General features: G+C 72.3%; 17 protein-coding genes. 3 read left to right on the plus strand and 14 right to left on the minus strand.

Features of this window, described 5'->3' with window-relative positions; all coding sequences use genetic code 11:
• Positions 1 to 8: 8 nt before the first annotated feature.
• The 5 genes from ACFZAX_RS16955 to rimP all read right to left on the minus strand — a co-directional run bounded on the left by ACFZAX_RS16955 (position 9) and on the right by rimP (position 5,787).
• Positions 9 to 305 (minus strand): DUF503 domain-containing protein, encoded by a 297-nt coding sequence (locus ACFZAX_RS16955; protein WP_266709805.1) that lies wholly within the window; start codon positions 303 to 305, stop codon positions 9 to 11.
• A 138-nt stretch (positions 306 to 443) separates the two neighbouring features.
• Entirely contained in the window at positions 444 to 3,572 is a 3,129-nt protein-coding gene (gene infB, locus ACFZAX_RS16960; protein ID WP_390962343.1) for a translation initiation factor IF-2, read from the minus strand.
• 140 nt (positions 3,573 to 3,712) lie between these two features.
• Entirely contained in the window at positions 3,713 to 4,000 is a 288-nt protein-coding gene (locus ACFZAX_RS16965) for a YlxR family protein (RefSeq protein WP_327178282.1), read from the minus strand.
• Positions 4,001 to 4,237: 237 nt separating this feature from the next.
• Entirely contained in the window at positions 4,238 to 5,278 is a 1,041-nt protein-coding gene (gene nusA / locus ACFZAX_RS16970; protein ID WP_386892477.1) for a transcription termination factor NusA, read from the minus strand.
• A gap of 2 nt (positions 5,279 to 5,280) precedes the next feature.
• Complete coding sequence (gene rimP / locus ACFZAX_RS16975; protein WP_390962344.1) at positions 5,281 to 5,787, minus strand: ribosome maturation factor RimP; 507 nt, start codon at positions 5,785 to 5,787, stop codon at positions 5,281 to 5,283.
• A gap of 176 nt (positions 5,788 to 5,963) precedes the next feature.
• Here rimP and ACFZAX_RS16980 point away from each other — a divergent pair, with 176 nt between their 5' ends.
• The 3 genes from ACFZAX_RS16980 to ACFZAX_RS16990 are packed head-to-tail and all read left to right on the plus strand — an operon-like array spanning position 5,964 to position 8,013.
• On the plus strand, positions 5,964 to 6,572 hold the full coding sequence (locus tag ACFZAX_RS16980) for a hypothetical protein (RefSeq protein WP_390962346.1): 609 nt from the start codon (positions 5,964 to 5,966) through the stop codon (positions 6,570 to 6,572).
• Positions 6,569 to 7,051: a DUF4439 domain-containing protein gene (locus ACFZAX_RS16985; RefSeq protein ID WP_390962348.1), complete on the plus strand. Its 483-nt coding sequence runs from the start codon at positions 6,569 to 6,571 to the stop codon at positions 7,049 to 7,051. Before ACFZAX_RS16980 ends, ACFZAX_RS16985 begins: the two co-directional genes overlap by 4 nt.
• A 41-nt stretch (positions 7,052 to 7,092) precedes the next feature.
• On the plus strand, positions 7,093 to 8,013 hold the full coding sequence (locus ACFZAX_RS16990; protein ID WP_390962349.1) for an aminoglycoside phosphotransferase family protein: 921 nt from the start codon (positions 7,093 to 7,095) through the stop codon (positions 8,011 to 8,013).
• Between the two features lie 87 nt (positions 8,014 to 8,100).
• Here ACFZAX_RS16990 and ACFZAX_RS16995 read toward each other — a convergent pair whose 3' ends face one another.
• From ACFZAX_RS16995 to ACFZAX_RS17035, 9 genes are all read right to left on the minus strand, one after another.
• Positions 8,101 to 9,804, minus strand: coding sequence for a proline--tRNA ligase (locus tag ACFZAX_RS16995; protein ID WP_390962350.1), 1,704 nt, complete (start codon positions 9,802 to 9,804; stop codon positions 8,101 to 8,103).
• 116 nt (positions 9,805 to 9,920) lie between these two features.
• Positions 9,921 to 10,484 carry a GNAT family N-acetyltransferase gene (locus ACFZAX_RS17000; protein ID WP_390962351.1) on the minus strand — a complete coding sequence of 188 codons (564 nt, stop codon included), beginning with the start codon at positions 10,482 to 10,484 and terminating at the stop codon, positions 9,921 to 9,923.
• A 28-nt stretch (positions 10,485 to 10,512) separates the two neighbouring features.
• Positions 10,513 to 11,280, minus strand: a complete 768-nt coding sequence (locus ACFZAX_RS17005; protein ID WP_390962352.1) for a DUF1684 domain-containing protein — start codon at positions 11,278 to 11,280, stop codon at positions 10,513 to 10,515.
• Positions 11,281 to 11,533: 253 nt separating this feature from the next.
• A complete protein-coding gene (locus ACFZAX_RS17010; RefSeq protein ID WP_390962595.1) occupies positions 11,534 to 12,376 on the minus strand; it encodes a GNAT family N-acetyltransferase in 843 nt (280 codons plus the stop codon).
• A gap of 201 nt (positions 12,377 to 12,577) precedes the next feature.
• Positions 12,578 to 13,732 (minus strand): flavodoxin-dependent (E)-4-hydroxy-3-methylbut-2-enyl-diphosphate synthase, encoded by a 1,155-nt coding sequence (gene ispG / locus ACFZAX_RS17015; protein WP_390962354.1) that lies wholly within the window; start codon positions 13,730 to 13,732, stop codon positions 12,578 to 12,580.
• A 186-nt stretch (positions 13,733 to 13,918) separates the two neighbouring features.
• Positions 13,919 to 15,229: a site-2 protease family protein gene (locus tag ACFZAX_RS17020; RefSeq protein WP_390962355.1), complete on the minus strand. Its 1,311-nt coding sequence runs from the start codon at positions 15,227 to 15,229 to the stop codon at positions 13,919 to 13,921.
• Positions 15,226 to 16,479, minus strand: a complete 1,254-nt coding sequence (dxr, locus tag ACFZAX_RS17025; protein WP_390962356.1) for a 1-deoxy-D-xylulose-5-phosphate reductoisomerase — start codon at positions 16,477 to 16,479, stop codon at positions 15,226 to 15,228. The genes ACFZAX_RS17020 and dxr overlap by 4 nt, the downstream gene beginning before the upstream one ends.
• Before the next feature lie 98 nt (positions 16,480 to 16,577).
• Positions 16,578 to 17,825 (minus strand): 3-phosphoshikimate 1-carboxyvinyltransferase, encoded by a 1,248-nt coding sequence (gene aroA, locus ACFZAX_RS17030; protein WP_390962357.1) that lies wholly within the window; start codon positions 17,823 to 17,825, stop codon positions 16,578 to 16,580.
• Positions 17,826 to 17,936: 111 nt separating this feature from the next.
• Entirely contained in the window at positions 17,937 to 19,949 is a 2,013-nt protein-coding gene (locus ACFZAX_RS17035; RefSeq protein WP_390962358.1) for an acyl-CoA dehydrogenase family protein, read from the minus strand.
• Positions 19,950 to 20,068 lie beyond the last annotated feature (119 nt).

Consider the following 20,068-nt stretch of genomic DNA (forward strand, 5'->3'; position numbering starts at 1 on the left):
TGCCTTGCTCAATCGTCTTCGTCGCTGTGCAGCCGCCGCCGTACGGACAGCAGCTCCACTTCCGGCCGGCCGGCGACGAGTCGCTCGCACCGGTCCAGCACGTCTGTGAGGTGCCGGGTTTCCCCGGAGACCACGGCGAGGCCGATTTCGGCCCTGCGATGGAGATCCTGATCGCCCGTCTCCGCCACGCTCACCGCGAATCTGCGCTGGAGCTCGGCGACGATCGGCCGGACGATGGAACGCTTCTCCTTCAACGACCGTACGTCGCCGAGGAGCAGATCGAAGGACAGAGTCCCCACATACATGGATGCCCGGATGTCCCGCCGGTTCGGGGTCGTGTCCTGCGCACGCTTGGCAGGAACACCAGAACCGTACACGGAACGGCCGGGGCCGATCGACGGGATTTTCCTCCCGCCGATCGGCCCCGACTGTTGAGGTACGGGTCAGCCTCGCGGCTTCTCGCGCATCTCGTACGTCGCGATGACGTCGTCGATCTTGATGTCGTTGAAGTTTCCGAGGTTGATACCGCCCTCGAAGCCTTCGCGGATCTCGGTGACGTCGTCCTTGAAGCGGCGCAGACCGGAGATGTTGAGGCTCTCCGCAATGACCTTGCCGTCGCGGAGCAGGCGCGCCTTGGTGTTGCGCTTGACCTCGCCCGACCGGACCAGAACACCGGCGATGTTGCCCAGCTTGGACGAGCGGAAGACCTCGCGGATCTCCGCCGTACCGAGCTCGACCTCTTCGTACTCCGGCTTGAGCATGCCCTTGAGGGCCGCTTCGATCTCTTCGATCGCCTGGTAGATGACCGAGTAGTACCGGACGTCCACGCCCTCGCGCTCGGCCATCTGCTGCGCGCGCCCTGCGGCACGCACGTTGAAGCCGATCACGATGGCGTCGGAGCCGGTCGCCAGGTTGATGTCCGACTCGGTGACCGCACCCACACCGCGGTGCAGGATGCGGATGTCGACCTCGTCGCCGACGTCGAGCTGGAGCAGCGAGGACTCGAGAGCCTCCACCGAACCGGACGCGTCGCCCTTGATGATGAGGTTGAGTTCCTGGACCAGACCGGCCTTGAGCGCCTCGTCGAGGTTCTCCAGGGAGAACCGGACACCCTTGCGGGCGAAGTTGGCGTTGCGCTCGCGGGCCGCACGCTTCTCGGCGATCTGCCGGGCCGTGCGGTCCTCGTCGACGACCAGGAAGTTGTCGCCGGCACCCGGGACGTTGGTGAGACCGAGGACGAGGACGGGGGTCGACGGACCCGCTTCCTCGACGTTCTCGCCCTTGTCGTCGAGCATGGCGCGGACTCGGCCGTAGGCGTCGCCGACGACCATCGTGTCGCCGACCCGCAGCGTGCCTCGCTGCACCAGGACGGTGGCGACGGCACCGCGACCGCGGTCGAGGTGGGACTCGATCGCAATACCCTGCGCGTCCTGCTCCGGGTTGGCCCGCAGGTCGAGCGAGGCGTCGGCGGTGAGGACGACGGCCTCCAGCAGGGAGTCGATGTTGAGACCCTGCTTGGCGGAGATGTCGACGAACATGGTGTCGCCGCCGTACTCCTCGGCCACCAGACCGAACTCGGTGAGCTGACCGCGCACCTTGACCGGGTCGGCACCCTCGACGTCGATCTTGTTGACCGCGACCACGATCGGCACGTCGGCCGCCTTGGCGTGGTTCAGCGCCTCGATCGTCTGGGGCATCACACCGTCGTTGGCCGCCACCACGAGGATCGCGATGTCGGTCGACTTCGCACCACGGGCACGCATGGCGGTGAACGCCTCGTGACCCGGGGTGTCGATGAAGGTGATCTTCCGGTCCTCGCCGTTGACCTCGGCGGAGACCTGGTAGGCACCGATGTGCTGGGTGATGCCGCCGGCCTCGCCCGCGACGACGTTCGTCTTGCGGATCGCGTCGAGGAGTCGGGTCTTACCGTGGTCGACGTGACCCATGACGGTCACGACCGGCGGACGCGGGATGAGCGATTCCTCGCCGCCCTCGTCCTCGCCGAACTCGATGTCGAAGGACTCGAGCAGCTCGCGGTCCTCCTCCTCCGGGCTGACGATCTCGAGGACGAAGTTCATCTCGTCCGCGAGGAGCTTCAGCGTCTCGTCGGAGACGGACTGCGTGGCGGTGACCATCTCGCCGAGGTTCATCATCACGCCGACGAGCGACGCCGGGTTGGCGCCGATCTTCTCGGCGAAGTCGGTGAGCGAGGCACCGCGCGACAGGCGGACGGACTGTCCGTTGCCGCGAGGCAGCATCACGCCGCCGACCGACGGGGCCTGCATGGCCTCGTACTCCTGGCGCCTCTGCCGCTTCGACTTGCGACCACGACGCGCCGGACCGCCGGGACGGCCGAACGCACCCTGTGTGCCACCACGGCCACCGGGGCCGCCGGGACGTCCACCGAAGCCGGGACGACCGCCGAAGCCGCCGCCACCGCCGCCGGGGCGACCGGCACCGCCGCCACCACCGGGACCGGCCGGACGGCCGGCGAAGCCGCCACCGCCGCCGCCACCGGGACGACCCGCGAAGCCGCCGCCACCGGGACGACCGGCACCGCCGGCGCCGCCCGGACGACCCGCACCGCCGCCGGGACCACGGCCACCGCCGGGGCCACCGCCGGGACGCGGACCCGCAGCGGGACGCTGCGGCATCATGCCGGGGTTGGGACGGTTACCGGCGGGAGCGCCGGGACGCGGAGCCTGCGGGCGGGGCATGCCGCCCGGGCTCGGACGAGCACCGCCCTGGGGGCCCTGCGGACGCGGGGCGCCGCCGGGACCGCCGGTGTTGCCCTGGGGGCGCGGGGCGCCGGGGCGCTCCTGACCGCCGCCGGGGCGCGGGGCACCGCCGGGACGGGGCGCCTGGGGGCGCGCCATGCCGGTGGAACCGCCGGAGGTGAACGGGTTGTTGCCCGGACGGGGACCGGCCGGACGTGCGCCGCCGGGACGCGGGGCGCCCTGGCCGGCGGGACGCGCGGGGCGGTCGCCGCCGCGGTTGTCGCGCTGACCGCCGTCACGGCTGTCGCGCTGGCCGCCGTCACGCTGGCCGCCGGCCGGAGCCGGACGGGCCGGCGCGGGACGCGGACCCGGGGTGGCACCCGCGGGGCGCGGGGCCTGGGGCTGCTGCGGCGCGGCCGGCTGGGCCGGCTCCGGCGCCGAGAACTCGGCGACGGGGACCGGGGTCACCGGGGCGGGCCGGGGGGCCGGACGCGGGCCCGGACGGGGACCGGCCGACGGTGCGGCCGGAGCCGCGGGGGCGCCGGCCTCAGGCGCGGCGGCAGGCTTGGGAGCCGGTGCGCCGGGCTTGGGGGCAGCGGGACGTGCCGCAGCGGCCGGGGAGGGCGCCGCGGGCTTGGCGGGGGCAGCCTTGCGAGGCGCTCCCGGCTTGGCAGCGGACTTGCCGGCGTTGCCGCCGGGCCCCTGCAGTGCATCGGTCAACTTGCGTACAACCGGCGCCTCGATCGTCGAGGACGCCGAACGGACGAACTCACCGAGTTCTTGGAGCTTGGCCATGACGACCTTGCTCTCTACGCCGAACTCCTTGGCGAGTTCGTATACCCGGACCTTAGCCACTTCGCTCCTTTTAGGTCCGGGTTACCGCCGGACCGTCGCTACTTCATGGGCGTACTCATCGCGTACTCATCGAGTGCTCATCGCAATCTCGACCTACTTCCAACTCGCGAGGTACCTGACCGCACGGGGACCCGTGCCGTTCACTTTTCTTGCGGTGCCACCCGCTCGACGAACCGCTGCAACGCGGTGGTGTCGAACGGCCCCTTGGCCTTGAAGGCCCGGAGGAACGCCCGGCGGCGGACCGCCAGGTCGAGACAGACAGATGCCGGGTGCACATACGCGCCCCGGCCGGGCAGCGTACCGCGTGGATCAGGCGCACAAGCGCCCTCGTCCACCACGATGCGCAGCAACTCGGTCTTGGCCGCTCGCTCCCGGCATCCCACACAGGTGCGTTCGGGACAAGCGCGGGCTTGCGTCCGGCCAGACACGCTAAGTCTACCTCCCCGCGCCGACCTCACCCCTTTGGGGCAAAAATCGAACGGATGTTGTTGTGATCTCCAGCGGGTTCCCGCGTCGATCTATTCCTGACGCCCCGGTTTCCCCAGGCGCCTGCCCGCCCCGCGGTACGCCGTACGCACCGCTCCGGCAGCACGTCGCACGGACGGCGCGACCCCCGGTCCATCCCGCCGGAGCGGGGTCCCGGAGGCCGGCGACCGCACGTCGGGTCAGCCGCGCTCCGAGCGCTCCCGGGCCCGCTCGGCCCGCTCGCGGTCGGCGACGTCGCGCTCCTCGTCGGTCTCGGTGTCCGGGCGGATGTCGATGCGCCAGCCGGTGAGGCGTGCGGCCAGACGGGCGTTCTGCCCCTCCTTGCCGATCGCCAGCGAGAGCTGGTAGTCGGGCACGGTCACCCGGGCGGATCGGGCACCGAGGTCAACGATCTCGACCTTGCTCACCCGTGCGGGGGACAACGCGTTGGCGACCATCTCGGCCGGGTCGTCGGACCAGTCCACGATGTCGATCTTCTCGCCGTGCAGTTCCGCCATGACGTTGCGGACACGGCCGCCCATCGGGCCGATGCAGGCACCCTTGGGGTTGAGCCCGGAACGGGTGGAGCGGACCGCGATCTTGGTGCGGTGGCCGGCCTCGCGGGCGATGGCGCAGATCTCGACGGAACCGTCGGCGATCTCCGGGACCTCCAGCGCGAAGAGCTTCTTCACCAGGTTGGGGTGGGTGCGCGACAGCGTCACGGACGGGCCGCGGACCCCCTTGGCCACCCGGACGACGTAGGTGCGCAGCCGCAGGCCGTGGGTGTACTCCTCGCCCGGCACCTGCTCCTGCACCGGCAGGATGGCTTCGAGCTTGCCGATGTCGACGAGGACGTTGCGCGGGTCCTTGCCCTGCTGGACCACACCGGTGACGACGTCACCCTCGTGCCCGGCGTACTCGCCGAAGGTCCGGTCGTCCTCGGCGTCGCGCAGCCGCTGCAGGATGACCTGCTTGGCGGTGGTCGCCGCGATGCGGCCGAAGCCGGACGGGGTGTCGTCGAACTCCTTGGCCTCCTGGCCTTCTTCCAGGTCGGCCGGGTCCTCCGTCGCCCAGACGGTGACGTGGCCGTTGCGGTCCAGCTCCACGCGCGCCCGGCGGAAGCTGCCGTCCGTGCGGTGGTACGCGATGAGGAGGGCCGACTCGATCGCCCCGACGAGCACGTCGAACGGGATTCCCTTGTCCTGCGCCAAGCCCCTCAGAAGCTTCACATCGATGTCCACGGCTACGCCTCCTCTTCCTTCTTGTCCTTGCGGTTGAATTCGATCTCCACGCGCGCCTTGTCGATCTCGGCGAAGGCGATCCGGCGCGAGGTGGGCTTACGGCCCTTGACGCCCGGGACCTCCAGATCGAGGCCCTCGTCGTCGACCTCCAGCACGCGGGCGACCAGTTCGTCGGCGCCCGCCTCGGCGGTCAGCTTGAACTTGACCAGCCGACCGGTGGCGCGAACGTAGTGGCGGTGCTCGGTCAACGGGCGGTCGGCGCCCGGCGAGCTCACTTCCAGGACGTACTCGTCCTCGCCCATCGCGTCGGTCTCGTCGAGCTTCTCGGAGAGGGAGCGGCTGAGCTCCGCGCAGGTGTCGAGTTCGACGCCGTCGTCCGAATCGACGACGATCCGCAGCACGCGGCGGCGGCCGGCCCGGGAAACCTCGATCTCCTCGAGGTCGAGCTGTACGGCGGCGACGAGCGGTTCGAGCAGCCCGCGCAGCCTCTCGCTCTGGTTGGTGCTCATCCGGGTGACTCCTCGGCCGCGTCTGCTGTTGTGGGGATCGTCGTGCGTCAGGACAAAGGGTATCCGGTCGCGGGGGGTGTTGCCGTCCTCGGGCCGCCCGCACGCGGGTACGCTCGCCAGCGGTGATCACTTCAGGACAGATCCTGTCAGGACTTGTTCAAGCCCGAAGGAGAAAAGTGCGGCCCACGGGGACGACGCGCAGGGGGGCTTTCACCGCCGCCGGAGCGCTCGTGGCGGGAACGGTACTGGCGGGCTGCGACGGCGGGGAACGTCCCGCGGCGGAGCGGACCGGGACGGGCCGAGCCGCCCGGACGAGCCCCGAGCAGAGACTGCGGACGACCGCCGCGCGGACCAGCGCCGCGCTGCTCGACCGGTACGACCGGGTCGCCGCCGATCATCCGGCGACGGAAGCAGGGCTGGCTCCGCTGCGGGCCGAAGTACGGCAGCACGCCGAGGCCCTCGCCGAAGGCACCGCGACGGCCTCGCCCCGCCCGTCGGCCACGGCCCCGAGGAGCCCGGCCCCGACGGGCTCCGCGAGCCCCACCCCCACGACCGAGGCGGTCGAGAGCACCACCGGCCCCTCCGCGTCGGCGCCCCCGGCCGGTGACGCGCGCACCGCCCTGAAGGAGCTCGCGGCCGAGGCCCGGCGGGCGGGCGACACCCACAGCGCGTCACTGCTGGAGGCGGAACCGGAGCTGTCCCGGCTGCTGGCGTCGGTCGCCGCCGCGTGCGGCGTGCACGCGTACCTGCTCACCGAACTGGCCAAGGAGGCCCCGGCGTCATGACGGCCCAGGCACTGACGGCGGCTCAGGCCGCCCTGGCGGCCGAGCACGCGGCCGTCTACGGCTACGGCGTGGTCGGGGCGCGGACCTCCGGCGGTCGCCGCTCCGAGGCGACGAGCGCCTACCACGCGCACCGGGCCCGCCGGGACGCGCTGGCCCGGGCGGTGCGGGACCTGGGCGGTGTCCCGGTGGTGGCGGACGCCGCGTACGCTCTGCCGTTCGCGGTCCACGACGGTGCGGCGGCGCTGCGGCTGGCAGCCGCCCTGGAGGACGGCGTCGCGGGTGCCTGCGCCGACCTCGTACGGGCCACGGAGGGCGCGGACCGGCGGGACGCGGCGCTCGCGCTGCGGGAGGCCGCCGTGCGCGCGGCCCGCTGGCGGGGCTCCGGCGTAGCCTTTCCGGGGCTCGCGGAGCGGGCCGGCCGGGCGGGGACCGCGTCCCCCTCTCCCCTGGAGGCCGCCGGCGCCGCCGGGACGCACTGAATCGGGTCACTGAACCGGCCTCGGAAAGGTACAAGGCAGGTATGGGTTTCGAACCGCCGCAGCGTCTGGCGCGAGCGCTGGACGAGCAGTACGGGAAGGCCGCGGCCGACGCCTGGCTGGGCTCGCTCGGCCCGCTCGTGGAGGCGGAGCTCTCCGCCGGCGGCCGGGCCCTGACCGTCGACCGGGTGGCCGCCCCCGGCGGGCGTACCAGCGTGGTCCTGCTGGTACGCCGGGCGGACGGCACCCCGGCCGCGCTGAAGATCGCCCCGCCCGGGGCGGCGCCGGACGCCGAGCGGGCCGCGCTGGCCCACTGGAACGGCTGGGGCTCGGTACGTCTCCTGGAGCCGGCCGCCGCCGTGACGCCCGGCGGCGGGATGCTGCTGGAGCGCCTGCACCCGGAGGTGTCGCTGCGTTCGCTGCCGGAGGCCAAGGCGCTGCTGGAGGCGGCGGGCACGGTGCGCAGGCTCTGGGTGGAGCCGCCCCGGGACCACGCGTTCGAGACGGTCGCGGAGCGGACCGGGCGGCGGACCGGCGCGATGCGCGCGTTCGCCGCCGGGGACCCGGAGCTGGCGCCCCTGGTGGAGGCGGCGCTGGCGGTCCGCGAGGAGCTGGTCGCGGACCCCACCGAGGCGCTGCTGCTGCACGGCAACTTCCGCCAGAGCAAGGTGCTGTCCGGCGAGCGGGCGCCCTGGCTCACCGTCGGGCCCGAACCGCTGGTGGGCGAGCGCGCCTACGACCTGGCGCGGCTGGTGCGCGACCGCGTGGAGGACCTGATCGCCTCGCCGGGCGGGCCTGCGACGGCCCGGCGCCGGGTGCGCAAGCTGGCGGACTCGCTGGAGGTCGGCCAGGAGCGGCTGCACGGCTGGACCCTGTTCCGGGCGGTGGAGTCGGGCACCCGGGCGCTGGCCGAGGGACGGCGGCAGACGGGCGAGCTGTCGCTGGAGTTCGCCGGGTGGCTCTGAGGCCACTCGCCGCACCGCCCGTACGACTCGACCCCCGCGCACCTCGTCGGTGCGCGGGGGTCGAGTCGTACGGGCGGTGCGGGAGGATCAGCCCAGGTCGGCGGCGATACGGGCGATCGCCTCGTCGACGGTGAGCTCCTCGCGCTCGCCGGTGCGGCGGTCCTTGAGCTCGACCACGCCTTCGGCGGAGCGGCGGCCGGCGACGAGGATGGTCGGCACGCCGATCAGCTCGGCGTCGGTGAACTTCACGCCCGGGGAGACACCGGCGCGGTCGTCGACCAGCACCCGGGCACCCGCGGCCTTCAGCTTCTCGGAGACGTCGAGCGCCAGCTCGGTCTGGAGCGCCTTGCCCGCGGCGACGACGTGCACGTCGGCCGGGGCGATCTCGCGGGGCCAGCACAGGCCCTTGTCGTCGGCGGTCTGCTCGGCGAGGGCGGCCACCGCGCGGGAGACGCCGATGCCGTAGGAGCCCATCGTGACGCGGACCGGCTTGCCCTGCTGGCCGAGGACGTCGAGGGAGAAGATGTCGGCGTACTTGCGGCCGAGCTGGAAGATGTGGCCGATCTCGATGGCGCGGTCCACCTGGAGGCCGGTGCCGCACTTCGGGCAGGGGTCGCCCGCCTCGACGACGACCACGTCGAGGTGGTCGTCCACCTCGAAGTCGCGGCCCGCGACGACGTTCTTCGCGTGCTTGCCCTCCTTGTTGGCGCCGGTGATCCAGGAGGTGCCCGCGGCGACGCGGGGGTCGGCGATGTAGCGGACCTTCTCCAGGCCCTGCGGGCCGACGTAGCCACGCACCAGGTCGGGGCGGCCGACGAAGTCCTCGGCGGTGACGAGCTCGACCACGGCAGGGGCGAGGTGCTCGCCGAGCTTGCCGAGGTCGACCTCGCGGTCCCCGGGAACGCCGACGGCGACGATCTCTCCGTCCACCTTGACCAGGAGGTTCTTCAGGGTGGCGGAGGCCGGGACGCCGAGGTGGGCGGCGAGGGTCTCGATGGTCGGGGTGTCGGGGGTGTCCAGCTCCTCGACCGGGCCGTGCGCCGAACCGTCGACGGCGGTGGCCTTGAAGGTCACGGCCTCGGTGTTGGCGGCGTAGTCGCAGTTCGGGCAGTCGACGAAGGTGTCCTCGCCTGCGGGCGCCGGGGCGAGGAACTCCTCGGAGGCGGACCCGCCCATGGCGCCGGAGACGGCGGAGACGATGCGGTGGTCGAGGCCGAGGCGCTCGAAGATCCGGATGTACGCGGCGCGGTGCAGCTGGTACGCCTCGGCCAGGCCCTCGTCCGTGGTGTCGAAGGAGTACGAGTCCTTCATCTGGAACTCGCGGCCTCGCAGCACGCCGGCGCGGGGACGGGCCTCGTCGCGGTACTTGGTCTGGATCTGGTAGAGGATCACGGGCAGGTCCTTGTAGGACGAGCACATGTCCTTGACGACCTGGGTGAAGATCTCCTCGTGGGTGGGGCCGAGGAGGTAGTCGGCGCCCTTGCGGTCCTTGAGGCGGAAGAGCAGGTCGCCGTATTCGTCGTACCGGCCGCTCGCCTCGTACGCCTCCTTGGGCAGCAGCGCGGGAAGCAGCACCTCCTGGCCGCCGATGGCGTCCATCTCCTCGCGGACGACGCGGGTGATGTTCTCCAGGACCTTCTTGCCCAGCGGCAGCCAGGACCAGATACCGGCGGCGGTGCGGCGGACGTAACCGGCCCGGACGAGCAGCTTGTGGTTGAGCGTCTCGGCGTCCGCCGGGTCGTCGCGCAGTGTCTTGATCATCAATCGGGACATGCGCTGGACCTGGGCCATGATGAACTCCTGCTCGACTGTGTCTTCCGGGGGGACGCCCCCGGACCCCCGAAGGTGATGGGGCCGAGATTAGCCGGGTCGCCCGCGCGGGCGGAAATCCGTTCAGATTCCGCGGTTCAGACAGCGCGGCGCAGGGGAAGCGGGGCTCCCATCACCGCGTACGGCTGCGGAGCGCTGGGGAAGTCGACCCGGCGGGCGAGATCGCGGTAGCCGAGGGCGCGGTAGAGGCCGCGGGCCGGGCTGTCGGTGTCGATGGCCGAGAGGATGGAGCGCGGCTCGGTGGCGGAGTCGGTCAGCCCGGTGATGAGCGCCCGGCCGATGCCGTGCTGCTGGAAGTCGGGGTGGACGTGGAGTTCGGTGATGACGAAGGAGTCGTCGAGCCACTCCTCGGTACCGGCGGCGCGCAGGTAGGGCTCGACCACCCCCGACCACCAGTGGGCGCGGTCGTTGGGCAGCCCGTAGACGAAGCCGAGCAGCCGTCCCGAGGGGGCGGTGGCGCCCAGCGCGCGGGCGCCGGGGAGGGTGAGGTGGCGCAGCACGATCTGGCGGCGCACGGCGACCTCGCCGGGGCCGAGTCCGAAGGCGAGGGCCTGCACCTGGAGCGCCTCGTCCACGCGGGACGCGAGGTCGAGCGGCCCGATCAGGGGTGGTTCGCTGAGGTCTCCGGGAAAGTGCGGCATGGCACGGGAGACTACTCCGGCCGGGGTATCAGTGCGCCGGGGTGCCGGGCTCCTTGGTGACGGGGAGCTTCTCGCCGGCCGTGACGGGCAGGTGGAGGCGGTTCTGCCGGGGCGGCATGGGGCAGTTGTACTGGTCGGAGAAGCCGCAGGGCGGTACGAAGGCACGGTTGAAGTCGAGGGTGACCCGGTCGCTTCCGGTCTCGTGCGGGACGAAGAGGAAGCGTCCGGCTCCGTAGGTGGAGTCGCCGTTGGTGGGGTCGCCGAAGACCAGCAGCAGGGTGCCGTCGTCGTCGAAGGCGCTCAGGGTGTACGGGGCGCCGTCCACGGTGAGGGTGATGTCCCCGGGGACGACCAGGTCGCGGGTGCCGCCGTTGTCGCGGATGTGCTCGAACGCGACCTTGCGGGCGCCTTCGACGGGGGTGTAGGCGGCGTCGAGCACCCAGGCCGGGTCGTACGGGAAGGTGTCGATCCGCTCGAAGGAATGGATCGCGGGGGCCTCGGCGTCCCAGAAGCGGAGGAAGTGTTCGGGGGCCCCGCTGACCGGTTCGGTCCGCTCGACGACCGTCACCGTGACGCTCTCGGGCAGACCCGCCCCGGCCGCGACGGGGTCGGGCACCTCCCCACGGGCCAGTGGGCGGGTCTCCACCAGGGCGAGGTTGCCGGTGGGGGCGGTGACGGAGGCACGACGCTCCTCGCGCCAGGCCTCCCAGGCCGTACGGGCGTCCGCTCCCGCCGGGGCGACGGCGGTGACGAGTGGGGCGGCGTGGTCGTCGGCGGGGGGCGCGGTCTCGGTCATCGGCGGGCTCATTCGCGTCGGAGGGTGGCGGCGTCCCGGACGTGCCGGTCCCGCGGCCCTCAGCGGTCCCCCTGCCGACTATAAGTCGACTTGGCGACACCCACCCGGGCCGGGCCCCCGGGGCCGGGAGCCGCTCGGGCGCGGGGCCGCCCGGCCCGGCCGGCGCACGCCGAGGCCGTACCGCGTGGCCCGTGGGGACGAGGGCCCCGGGGCGGCCCGTCGGAACCGGACGACGAGAGGCCCCGGGCGCCCGTCAGAACAGGACGCTCATGAAGGCGCCGGTCTCCCGGAAGCCGACCCGGCGGTACGCCTTGCGGGCCGCGGTGTTGAAGTCGTTGACGTACAGGCTGACCAGCGGGGCCACGTCGGCCAGCGCGTGGTTGAGCACGGCGGACATCCCCGTCTCGGAGAGGCGGCGGCCGCGGAACTCCGGGGCGACCCAGACCCCCTGGATCTGGCAGGCCCGGTCGGTCGCGGCACCGATCTCGGCCTTGAAGACCACCTTGCCGTCGTCGATGCGGGCGAAGGAGCGGCCCGCGCCGATGAGTTCGGCGACCCGCGCCTGGTAGAGCAGTCCGCCGTCGCCGGCGAGCGGGGAGACCCCGACCTCCTCGGTGAACATCGCCACGCAGGCGGGCAGGATCACGTCCATCTCGTCCTTGCGGATACGGCGGACGTACGGGTCGGGGTCCACGGTGGTGGAGGGGCGGTCGGTGACCATCAGCGGCTGGTTGGCGCGGACCTCGCGGGCGGGCCCCCAGCCGGGTTCGAGCAGGCGCCACAGCAGGGCGGTGGATTCGACGGGCCCGACGATGGAGGAGCAGCGGCGCCCTGCCCTGCGGGCCCGGTCCGCGAAGGCGCGTACGGCCTCGGGTCCCGCGCAGATGGGGACGAGGTTGGCACCGGAGTAGCAGAGCGAGCGGAGCATCCCGTCCGCGTACCAGCCCCACATCTCCCCGCCGAGCCGCCACGGGTCGAGCCCGGCGATCTGGACACGGGAGGTCACGAAGGCGTTGGCCACGGGGTCGCTCTCCAGAATGGCCAGAGCGGCGCCGAGGTCACTGGGTTCGAGGACCCGGGTGGTGGTGTGCGTCAACACGAGGGGGCCTCACCATACGGTCTGCTGATTTCCGCACTGTACCCAACAAGGCTGTGGGGCGCCCCCCGCATCCACAGGACGGGCAGTGCACCCGCACGGAGTCGGCCACGGGAACGCCGCCGCGCCCCGCCCGGACGGTGTCGTCCTGGCGGGGCGCGGAAGCGGGTGTACCGGGTCGGCCCCGGCGCGGTCCGGTCGTCAGCTGACGGCGACCTGCGGCTCGCCCGAGGCGATGCCGTCCTTCTCCATCTGCTCGGCGATCTTCAGCGCCTCCTCGATGAGGGTCTCGACGATCTTCGACTCGGGGACGGTCTTGATGATCTCGCCCTTCACGAAGATCTGGCCCTTGCCGTTGCCGGAGGCGACACCGAGGTCGGCCTCGCGGGCCTCGCCCGGGCCGTTCACGACGCAGCCCATGACGGCGACGCGCAGCGGCACCTCCATGCCTTCGAGGCCGGCGCTGACCTGGTCCGCGAGCTTGTACACATCGACCTGGGCGCGGCCGCAGGACGGGCAGGAGACGATCTCCAGGCGGCGCTGCTTGAGGTTGAGGGACTCCAGGATCTGGAGGCCCACCTTGACCTCCTCGGCCGGCGGGGCCGAGAGGGAGACGCGGATGGTGTCGCCGATGCCCTCGGAGAGCAGCGCGCCGAAGGCGACGGCGGACTTGATGGTGCCCTGGAACGCCGGACCGGCCTCGGTGACGCCGAGGTGCAGCGGGTAGTCGCACGCGGCGGCCAGCTGACGGTAGGCGTTGACCATGACGACCGGGTCGTTGTGCTTGACCGAGATCTTGATGTCCCTGAAGCCGTGCTCCTCGAAGAGGGACGCCTCCCAGAGGGCGGACTCCACGAGGGCCTCGGGGGTGGCCTTGCCGTACTTCTTCAGCAGCCGGGCATCGAGGGAACCGGCGTTCACGCCGATCCGGATCGGGGTGCCGGCCGCGCCCGCCGCCTTCGCGATCTCCTTGACCTTGTCGTCGAACTGCTTGATGTTGCCCGGGTTCACCCGGACCGCGGCGCAGCCGGCGTCGATGGCGGCGAAGACGTACTTGGGCTGGAAGTGGATGTCGGCGATGACCGGGATCTGCGACTTCCTGGCGATGGTGGCCAGGGCGTCGGCGTCGTCCTGCGTCGGGCACGCGACCCGCACGATCTGGCAGCCGGACGCGGTCAGCTCGGCGATCTGCTGCAGCGTCGCGCCGATGTCCGAGGTACGCGTCGTCGTCATCGACTGCACGGAGACGGGCGCGTCCCCGCCGACGGCCACCGATCCGACCTGGATCTGGCGGCTGACGCGTCGGTCGGCGAGCTTGGTCGGAACGGACGGCATTCCGAGAGAAATCGCAGTCATGCGCTGAGCATCCCCAAGGTGTGGATCGAGGCCCGGAAATCGGCGGGCTACAGCTTTCGAGGTTACGGCACGGGATGTCGGACGAGCGCATCCCCCGGGTCAAAACACCGACCGGCGCCCGTCGGCGGTACGGCCGGGCGCCACGCGTGCGCCCGGCCGGTACTCCTGGTGCGGCTGGGGCCGGGGTCAGGTGATCTTGACCGGGTTCACGATGTCGGCGACCAGCACCAGGAGCGTGAAGCAGATGAAGATTCCGGCCACCACGTAGGCGACGGGCATGAGCTTCGCCACGTCGAACGGGCCCGGGTCCGGCCGCTTGAAGACCTTGGCCAGATTGCGGCGCAGCGCCTCCCAGAGGGCGCCCGCGATGTGGCCGCCGTCCAGGGGCAGCAGCGGCAGCATGTTGAAGAGGAAGAGCGAGAGGTTGAAGCCGGCCAGCAGGAACAGCATCATCGCGATCTGGTTCTGCGCGGGGACGTCGAGGGTCATGACCTCGCCGCCGATCCGGGCGGCTCCGACCACACCCACCGGGGAGTCGTCGGCGCGCTCGCCGCCGTCGAAGGCGGCGTTCCACAGGCCGGGGATCTTGGAGGGCAGGGCGATGATCGAGTCGACGCCGTTCTCGATCATGTCGCCCATCCGCACGACGGAGTCGCCGAAGGAGAGCGGCACGATCTCGCTGCGGGCGGCGAAGCCGAGGTAGCCCGCCTCCTCCCACTTGCCCGCGACCGCCTCGCCCTTGTCGTCCTTCTTCACCACGGTGTTCTTCGCCAGGACGGCGTGGAGGGTGACCTCCTGGCCGCCCCGCTGGACGGTGATGTCGGCGGGGCCGATGGTCTGCCGGATGAGGTCGGAGAGCTTGTCCCAGTCGTCGACCTTCGCGCCGTCGAAGGCGACGATCTTGTCGCCCTCGTGCAGCCCGGCGGCGAGCGCCGGGGAGACCGGGTCGCCGGGGGCGCACTTCTCGCGCTTCTCGCTCTGCTCGATGACGCACTTCTGGACCCCCGCCACCTCGGTGGTGTTGGTCTGGAAGCCGAAGGTCATGGCGACGCCGAGGAAGATCGCGACGGCCAGGACCAGGTTCATGAACGGTCCGGCGAACATCACGATCACGCGCTTCCACGGCTTGCGCGTGTAGAAGAGGCGGCTCTCGTCGCCGGGTTCGAGCTCCTCGAAGGCGGCGGATCTGGCGTCCTCGATCATGCTGCGCCAGGGCGAGGTGGAGCGCGCCTCGATCCTGCCGTCCGGCCCGGGCGGGAACATGCCGATCATCCGGATGTAGCCGCCGGCCGGGATGGCCTTGAAGCCGTACTCGGTGTCGCCCTTCTTGCGCGACCAGATGGTGGGGCCGAAGCCGACCATGTACTGCGGGACCCGGATGCCGAAGAGCTTGGCCGTGGAGAGGTGGCCGAGCTCGTGCCAGGCGATCGAGAACAGCAGCCCCACGACGAAGACGGCGATCCCCAGGACCGTCAGCAGGATCGTGCTCAGACTCATGCGTGCGCCTCCGCCGTCGACTTCGCCGAGAGTTCACGGGCCCGGGCGCGCGCCCAGGTCTCCGCTTCCAGGACGTCCGCGACCGTCAGTGAAGTTCCCGGAGCGGGGGTGCCGTGCTCGGCCACCACCGCGGTGACGGTGTCCATGATGCCGTTGAAGGGGAGCGCGCCGGACAGGAACGCGTCGACGCACTCCTCGTTCGCCGCGTTGAAGACCGCCGGCGCGGTCCCACCCAGGGCGCCCACGTGCCGGGCGAGCCCGACGGAGGGGAACGCCTCGGTGTCCAGCGGGAAGAACTCCCAGGTGGAGGCCTTGGTCCAGTCGAAGGCCGGGGCGGCGTCCGGGACGCGCTGCGGCCAGCCGAGCCCGACGGCGATGGGCCCCCGCATGTCGGGCGGGGTGGCCTGGGCGAGCGTGGAGCCGTCGGTGAACTCGACCATGGAGTGCACGTACGACTGCGGGTGGACGACCACCTCGATGCGCTCGAACGGGATGTCGTAGAGGAGGTGCGCCTCGATGACCTCCAGCCCCTTGTTGACGAGGGTCGCGGAGTTGACCGTGATGACCGGGCCCATGGCCCAGGTGGGGTGGTCGAGCGCCTGCTCCCGGGTGACGTGGGCCAGTTCGCTGCGCGTACGTCCGCGGAACGGTCCGCCGGAGGCGGTGACGACGAGCTTCGCCACGTCGGCGCGGGTGCCGGCGGCGATCGCCTGGAAGAGCGCGGCGTGCTCGGAGTCGACCGGGATGATCTGGCCGGGCGAGGCCAGCGCCTTGACCAGGGGGCCGCCGACGATGAGCGACTCCTTGTTGGCCAGGGCCAGGGTGCGGCCCGCCTTCAGTGCGGCCAGCGTCGGCGCGAGGCCGATGGAGCCGGTGATGCCGTTGAGCACGGTGTGGCACGGGCTCGCGGCGAGGGTGGCCGCGGCGTCGGGGCCGGCCAGGATCTCGGGGAGCGGCTCCCCCGCGCCGTACTCCGCGCGCAGCGCCTCGCGCAGGGCGGGTACGGCGTCCTCGGCGGCGACGGCGACCGTGTCCACCCCGAGCCGGCGTGCCTGGGCGGCGAGCAGGGCGACCCGCCCGCCCGCCGCCGAGAGCGCGGTGACCCGGAAACGGTCGGGGTTGCGCAGCACCAGGTCGATGGCCTGGGTCCCGATGGACCCGGTGGAGCCGAGGATCACGAGGTCCCGGCGGCCTTCCGTCGCGTCGTGGACGAGATGCGGATCGGCGAGGGGGGCAGGGCTGTCGGTCATGCCCCCATTGTTGCCGCTCCCGCTGTGCGCGAGGACAGGGCGTCCCGGTGGCTCCTTCCCCCGGATGCCGGACGGTGCCCGCCGTACGGCCTCCCGCCCTACTTCTCCAGGGCCGGCAGGCCCTTGGAGAACTCCGCGAAGACCTGGTGGAAGTCCGGGAAGGTCTTGCGTACGCAACCCGGGTCGTCGTACGTCGTACCGGGGTTGCGCAGCGCGGCGACGGCGAAGGACATGACGATGCGGTGGTCGCCGTGGGTGGTGATGTCGACGGGGCGCGGGGTCCCGGGGTGGATCTCGATCCAGTCGGGTCCGGTGTGCACGGTGATGCCCATGGCGCGGAGGTTCTCGGCACACGCCTCCAGCCGGTCGCACTCCTTGACCCGGGTGTTGGCCACGTCCTCGATCCGGACCGGCCCGTCGGCGTACGGGGCGAGGGCGGCGAGCGTCGGCATGGTGTCGGAGATGTCGCGCATGTTGACGGTGATGCCGCGCAGGGTTCCGTCCGAGCGGACCGTGGTGGCGTCCTCGGTGATCGTCACCTCGGCACCCATCCGCCGCAGTACGTCGACGAAGCGGAGATCGCCCTGGAGGGCGCCGGTGCCGAGGCCGGGGACGGTGACCTCGCCGCCGGTGAGGGCGGCGGCGGCGAAGAAGTAGCCGGCGGTGGAGGCGTCCGGCTCGACGGCGTACGTGGTGGCGCGGTAGCCGCCGGCCGGCACGGTGAAGGTGTTCCCCTCGCGGGCGACGTCGGCCCCGAAGTCCCGCATCATCGCCAGCGTGATCTCGATGTACGGCGCCGAGACCAGTTCGGTCACGTCGATCGTCAAGCCGTCGGCCGTCAGCGGGCCGAGCATCAGCAGGGCGGTGAGGTACTGCGAGGACTCCCCCGCGTCCAGGGTGATCCGGCCGCCCTCGATGCCGGCGGCGTGCACCCGCAGCGGGTGGTGGCCGTCCGCCTCGTCGTGGCGCAGGTCGACGCCGAGGGCGCGCAGCGCCCGGCTGAGCGGGGCGAGCGGGCGGCGCCGCATCTGCGCGGAGGCGTCGAAGCGGTACGTGCCGGAGGGCGCGGCGGAGACGAGGGTGGGCAGGAAGCGGGCCGTGGTCGCGCCGTCGCGGCAGAAGACGTCGGCGTCGGTGACACCGGGACCGGACGGGCGGCCCTCGATGTGCCAGCGGTCCGGCTCCTTCGTCACCGCGTAGCCGAGGCGGGTGAGGCCCTCGGTGAACCCCTCGGTGTCGTCCGACCGGAGCGGGTGGAGGAGGGTGGTGGTGCCGTCCGCGGCCGCGGCGAGGAACAGGGCGCGGGCGGTGACGGACTTGGAGCCGGGAATCTGGATGACGGTCACGGCGGGTCATTTTGCCGTGTCCGCCGGGAGTTGGGCGGGGCGCGTCCAGCGGGTGGACGCGCCGCCCCGCGAAACCGCAGGCCTCAGCGGTAGGGGCGACGGGCCCCGGGATCAGCGGTAGGGGCGGCGGGCGTTCTCGCCCCGGGCCGGGCCGGGGGTGGCGTCCGCGATCCAGGGGCCGTCCCCACTGGGGTCGATGACCCCCTCTTCCAGCCAGGTGTACGCGCCCGCGAGGACCCGGTCGACCACGCGCCGGTCCAGGTCGTCGGTGTTGGCCCAGAGGCGTCCGAAGAGTTCCTCCGTCCTGAGTGTGGCCTGTCGGCAGAAGGCGTCCGCGAGCTGGTACGCCTCGCGGCCGTGCTCGCCCTGGCCGCGCAGGAGTTCGGCGCGGACGCAGGCGGCGCTCATCGCGAAGAGTTCGGCGCCGATGTCGACGGTCCGGCCCAGGAACCCCTGTTTGGTCTCCATCCGCCCCTGCCAGCGCGACATCGCGTAGAAGGTGGAGCGGGCCAGCCTGCGGGCGGCGCGTTCCGCGTACCGCAGGTGGCGGGAGAGGTCGGGGTGTCCGGCGGGCCGGAACTCAGCGTACGAGCTGGGCAGCTGGCCGGGTCCGGCGACCAGTTTCGGCAGCCAGCGGGCGTAGAAGCCGGCCGCCGCCGCGCCCGCCCTGGCCTTGTCGGCGAGCGGCTTCTCCGGGTCGATGAGGTCGCCGGCCACCTTGAGGTGGGCGTCGACCGCCTCACGGGCGATCAGCAGATGCATGATCTCGGTCGATCCCTCGAAGATCCGGTTGATCCGCATGTCGCGGAGCATCTGTTCGGCCGGAACGGCCCGTTCGCCGCGGGCGGCGAGCGAGTCGGCGGTCTCGAACCCGCGTCCGCCGCGGATCTGCACCAGTTCGTCGGCGATCCGCCAGCCCATCTCGGAGCCGTACAGCTTGGCGAGCGCGGCCTCGATCCGGATGTCGTTGCGGTCCTCGTCGGCCATCTGGGAGGCGAGGTCGACCACCGCCTCCAGCGCGAAGGTGGTGGCGGCGATGAACGAGATCTTCGCGCCGACCGCTTCGTGCCGGGCGACGGGCCTGCCCCACTGCTCGCGGACGGCCGACCATTCCCGGGCGATCTTCAGGGACCATTTGCCGACACCGACGCACATGGCCGGCAGCGAGAGCCGGCCGGTGTTGAGCGTGGTGAGCGCGATCTTGAGCCCGGCGCCCTCGGGGCCGATGCGGTGGGCGGCGGGCACCCGCACCCCGTGGAAGCGGGTGACGCCGTTCTCGATCCCGCGCAGCCCCATGAAGGCGTTGCGGTGTTCCACGGTGATGCCCGGCGAGTCGGCCTCCACCACGAACGCCGTGATGCCGCCCGCGTGGTCCGGCCCCTCGGGCACCCGGGCCATGACGACCAGCAGGTCGGCGACGACCCCGTTGGTGGTCCAGAGCTTCACACCGTCGAGGACGTAGTCGTCGCCGTCCGGTACGGCGGTGGTGGCGAGCCGGGCGGGATCGGAGCCGACGTCGGGTTCGGTGAGCAGGAAGGCGGAGATGGCGGTACGGGCGAGCCGGGGCAGGAAGGTGTCCTTCTGCTCCTGGGTGCCGAACATCTTCAGCGGCTGCGGTACGCCGATCGACTGATGGGCCGAGAGCAGCGCGCCGATCGCGGGGCTGGCCGAGCCGGCCAGGGCGAGGGCCCGGTTGTAGTAGACCTGGGTGAGGCCGAGGCCGCCGTACTTCGGGTCGATCTTCATGCCGAGCGCGCCGAGCTCCTTCAGTCCGGCGATCACCTCGTCGGGGATGCGCGCCTCGCGTTCGATGAGGGCGCCGTCGACGTGGGCGAGGCAGAACGCGCGCAGCCGGGCGAGGAACTCCTCGCCCCGCCGGACGTCCTCGCCCGCGAGCAGCGGGTGCGGGTGGATCAGGTCGAGGCGGAGCCGTCCGAGGAAGAGCTCCTTGGCGAAGCTGGGCCGGTGCCAGTCCTGCTCGCGCGCGTCCTCGGCGACCCGGCGCGCCTCGCGTTCGGTCACCCGCTCCTGCGGCGCACGTGGGAGGGATGCGGCGGAGGCTCTGGCCGTGCCGGCCGCGTCGGGGCGTTCGGGAAGGTCCTGCGGGACCTGCGGTGCGGACATGGGGGCTCACCTCTCCGCGGGGCGGATCGGGGGACGGCCTGACGGCGGGTGACCGGCTCCGCGCCCGCGGGGTTGCGGCCGGTGGCACACGTCCGTATCTACCCTATTCGCCCTACCTT

It is taken from the genome of Streptomyces sp. NPDC008125, assembly GCF_042957125.1.
Lineage (GTDB): Bacteria > Actinomycetota > Actinomycetes > Streptomycetales > Streptomycetaceae > Streptomyces.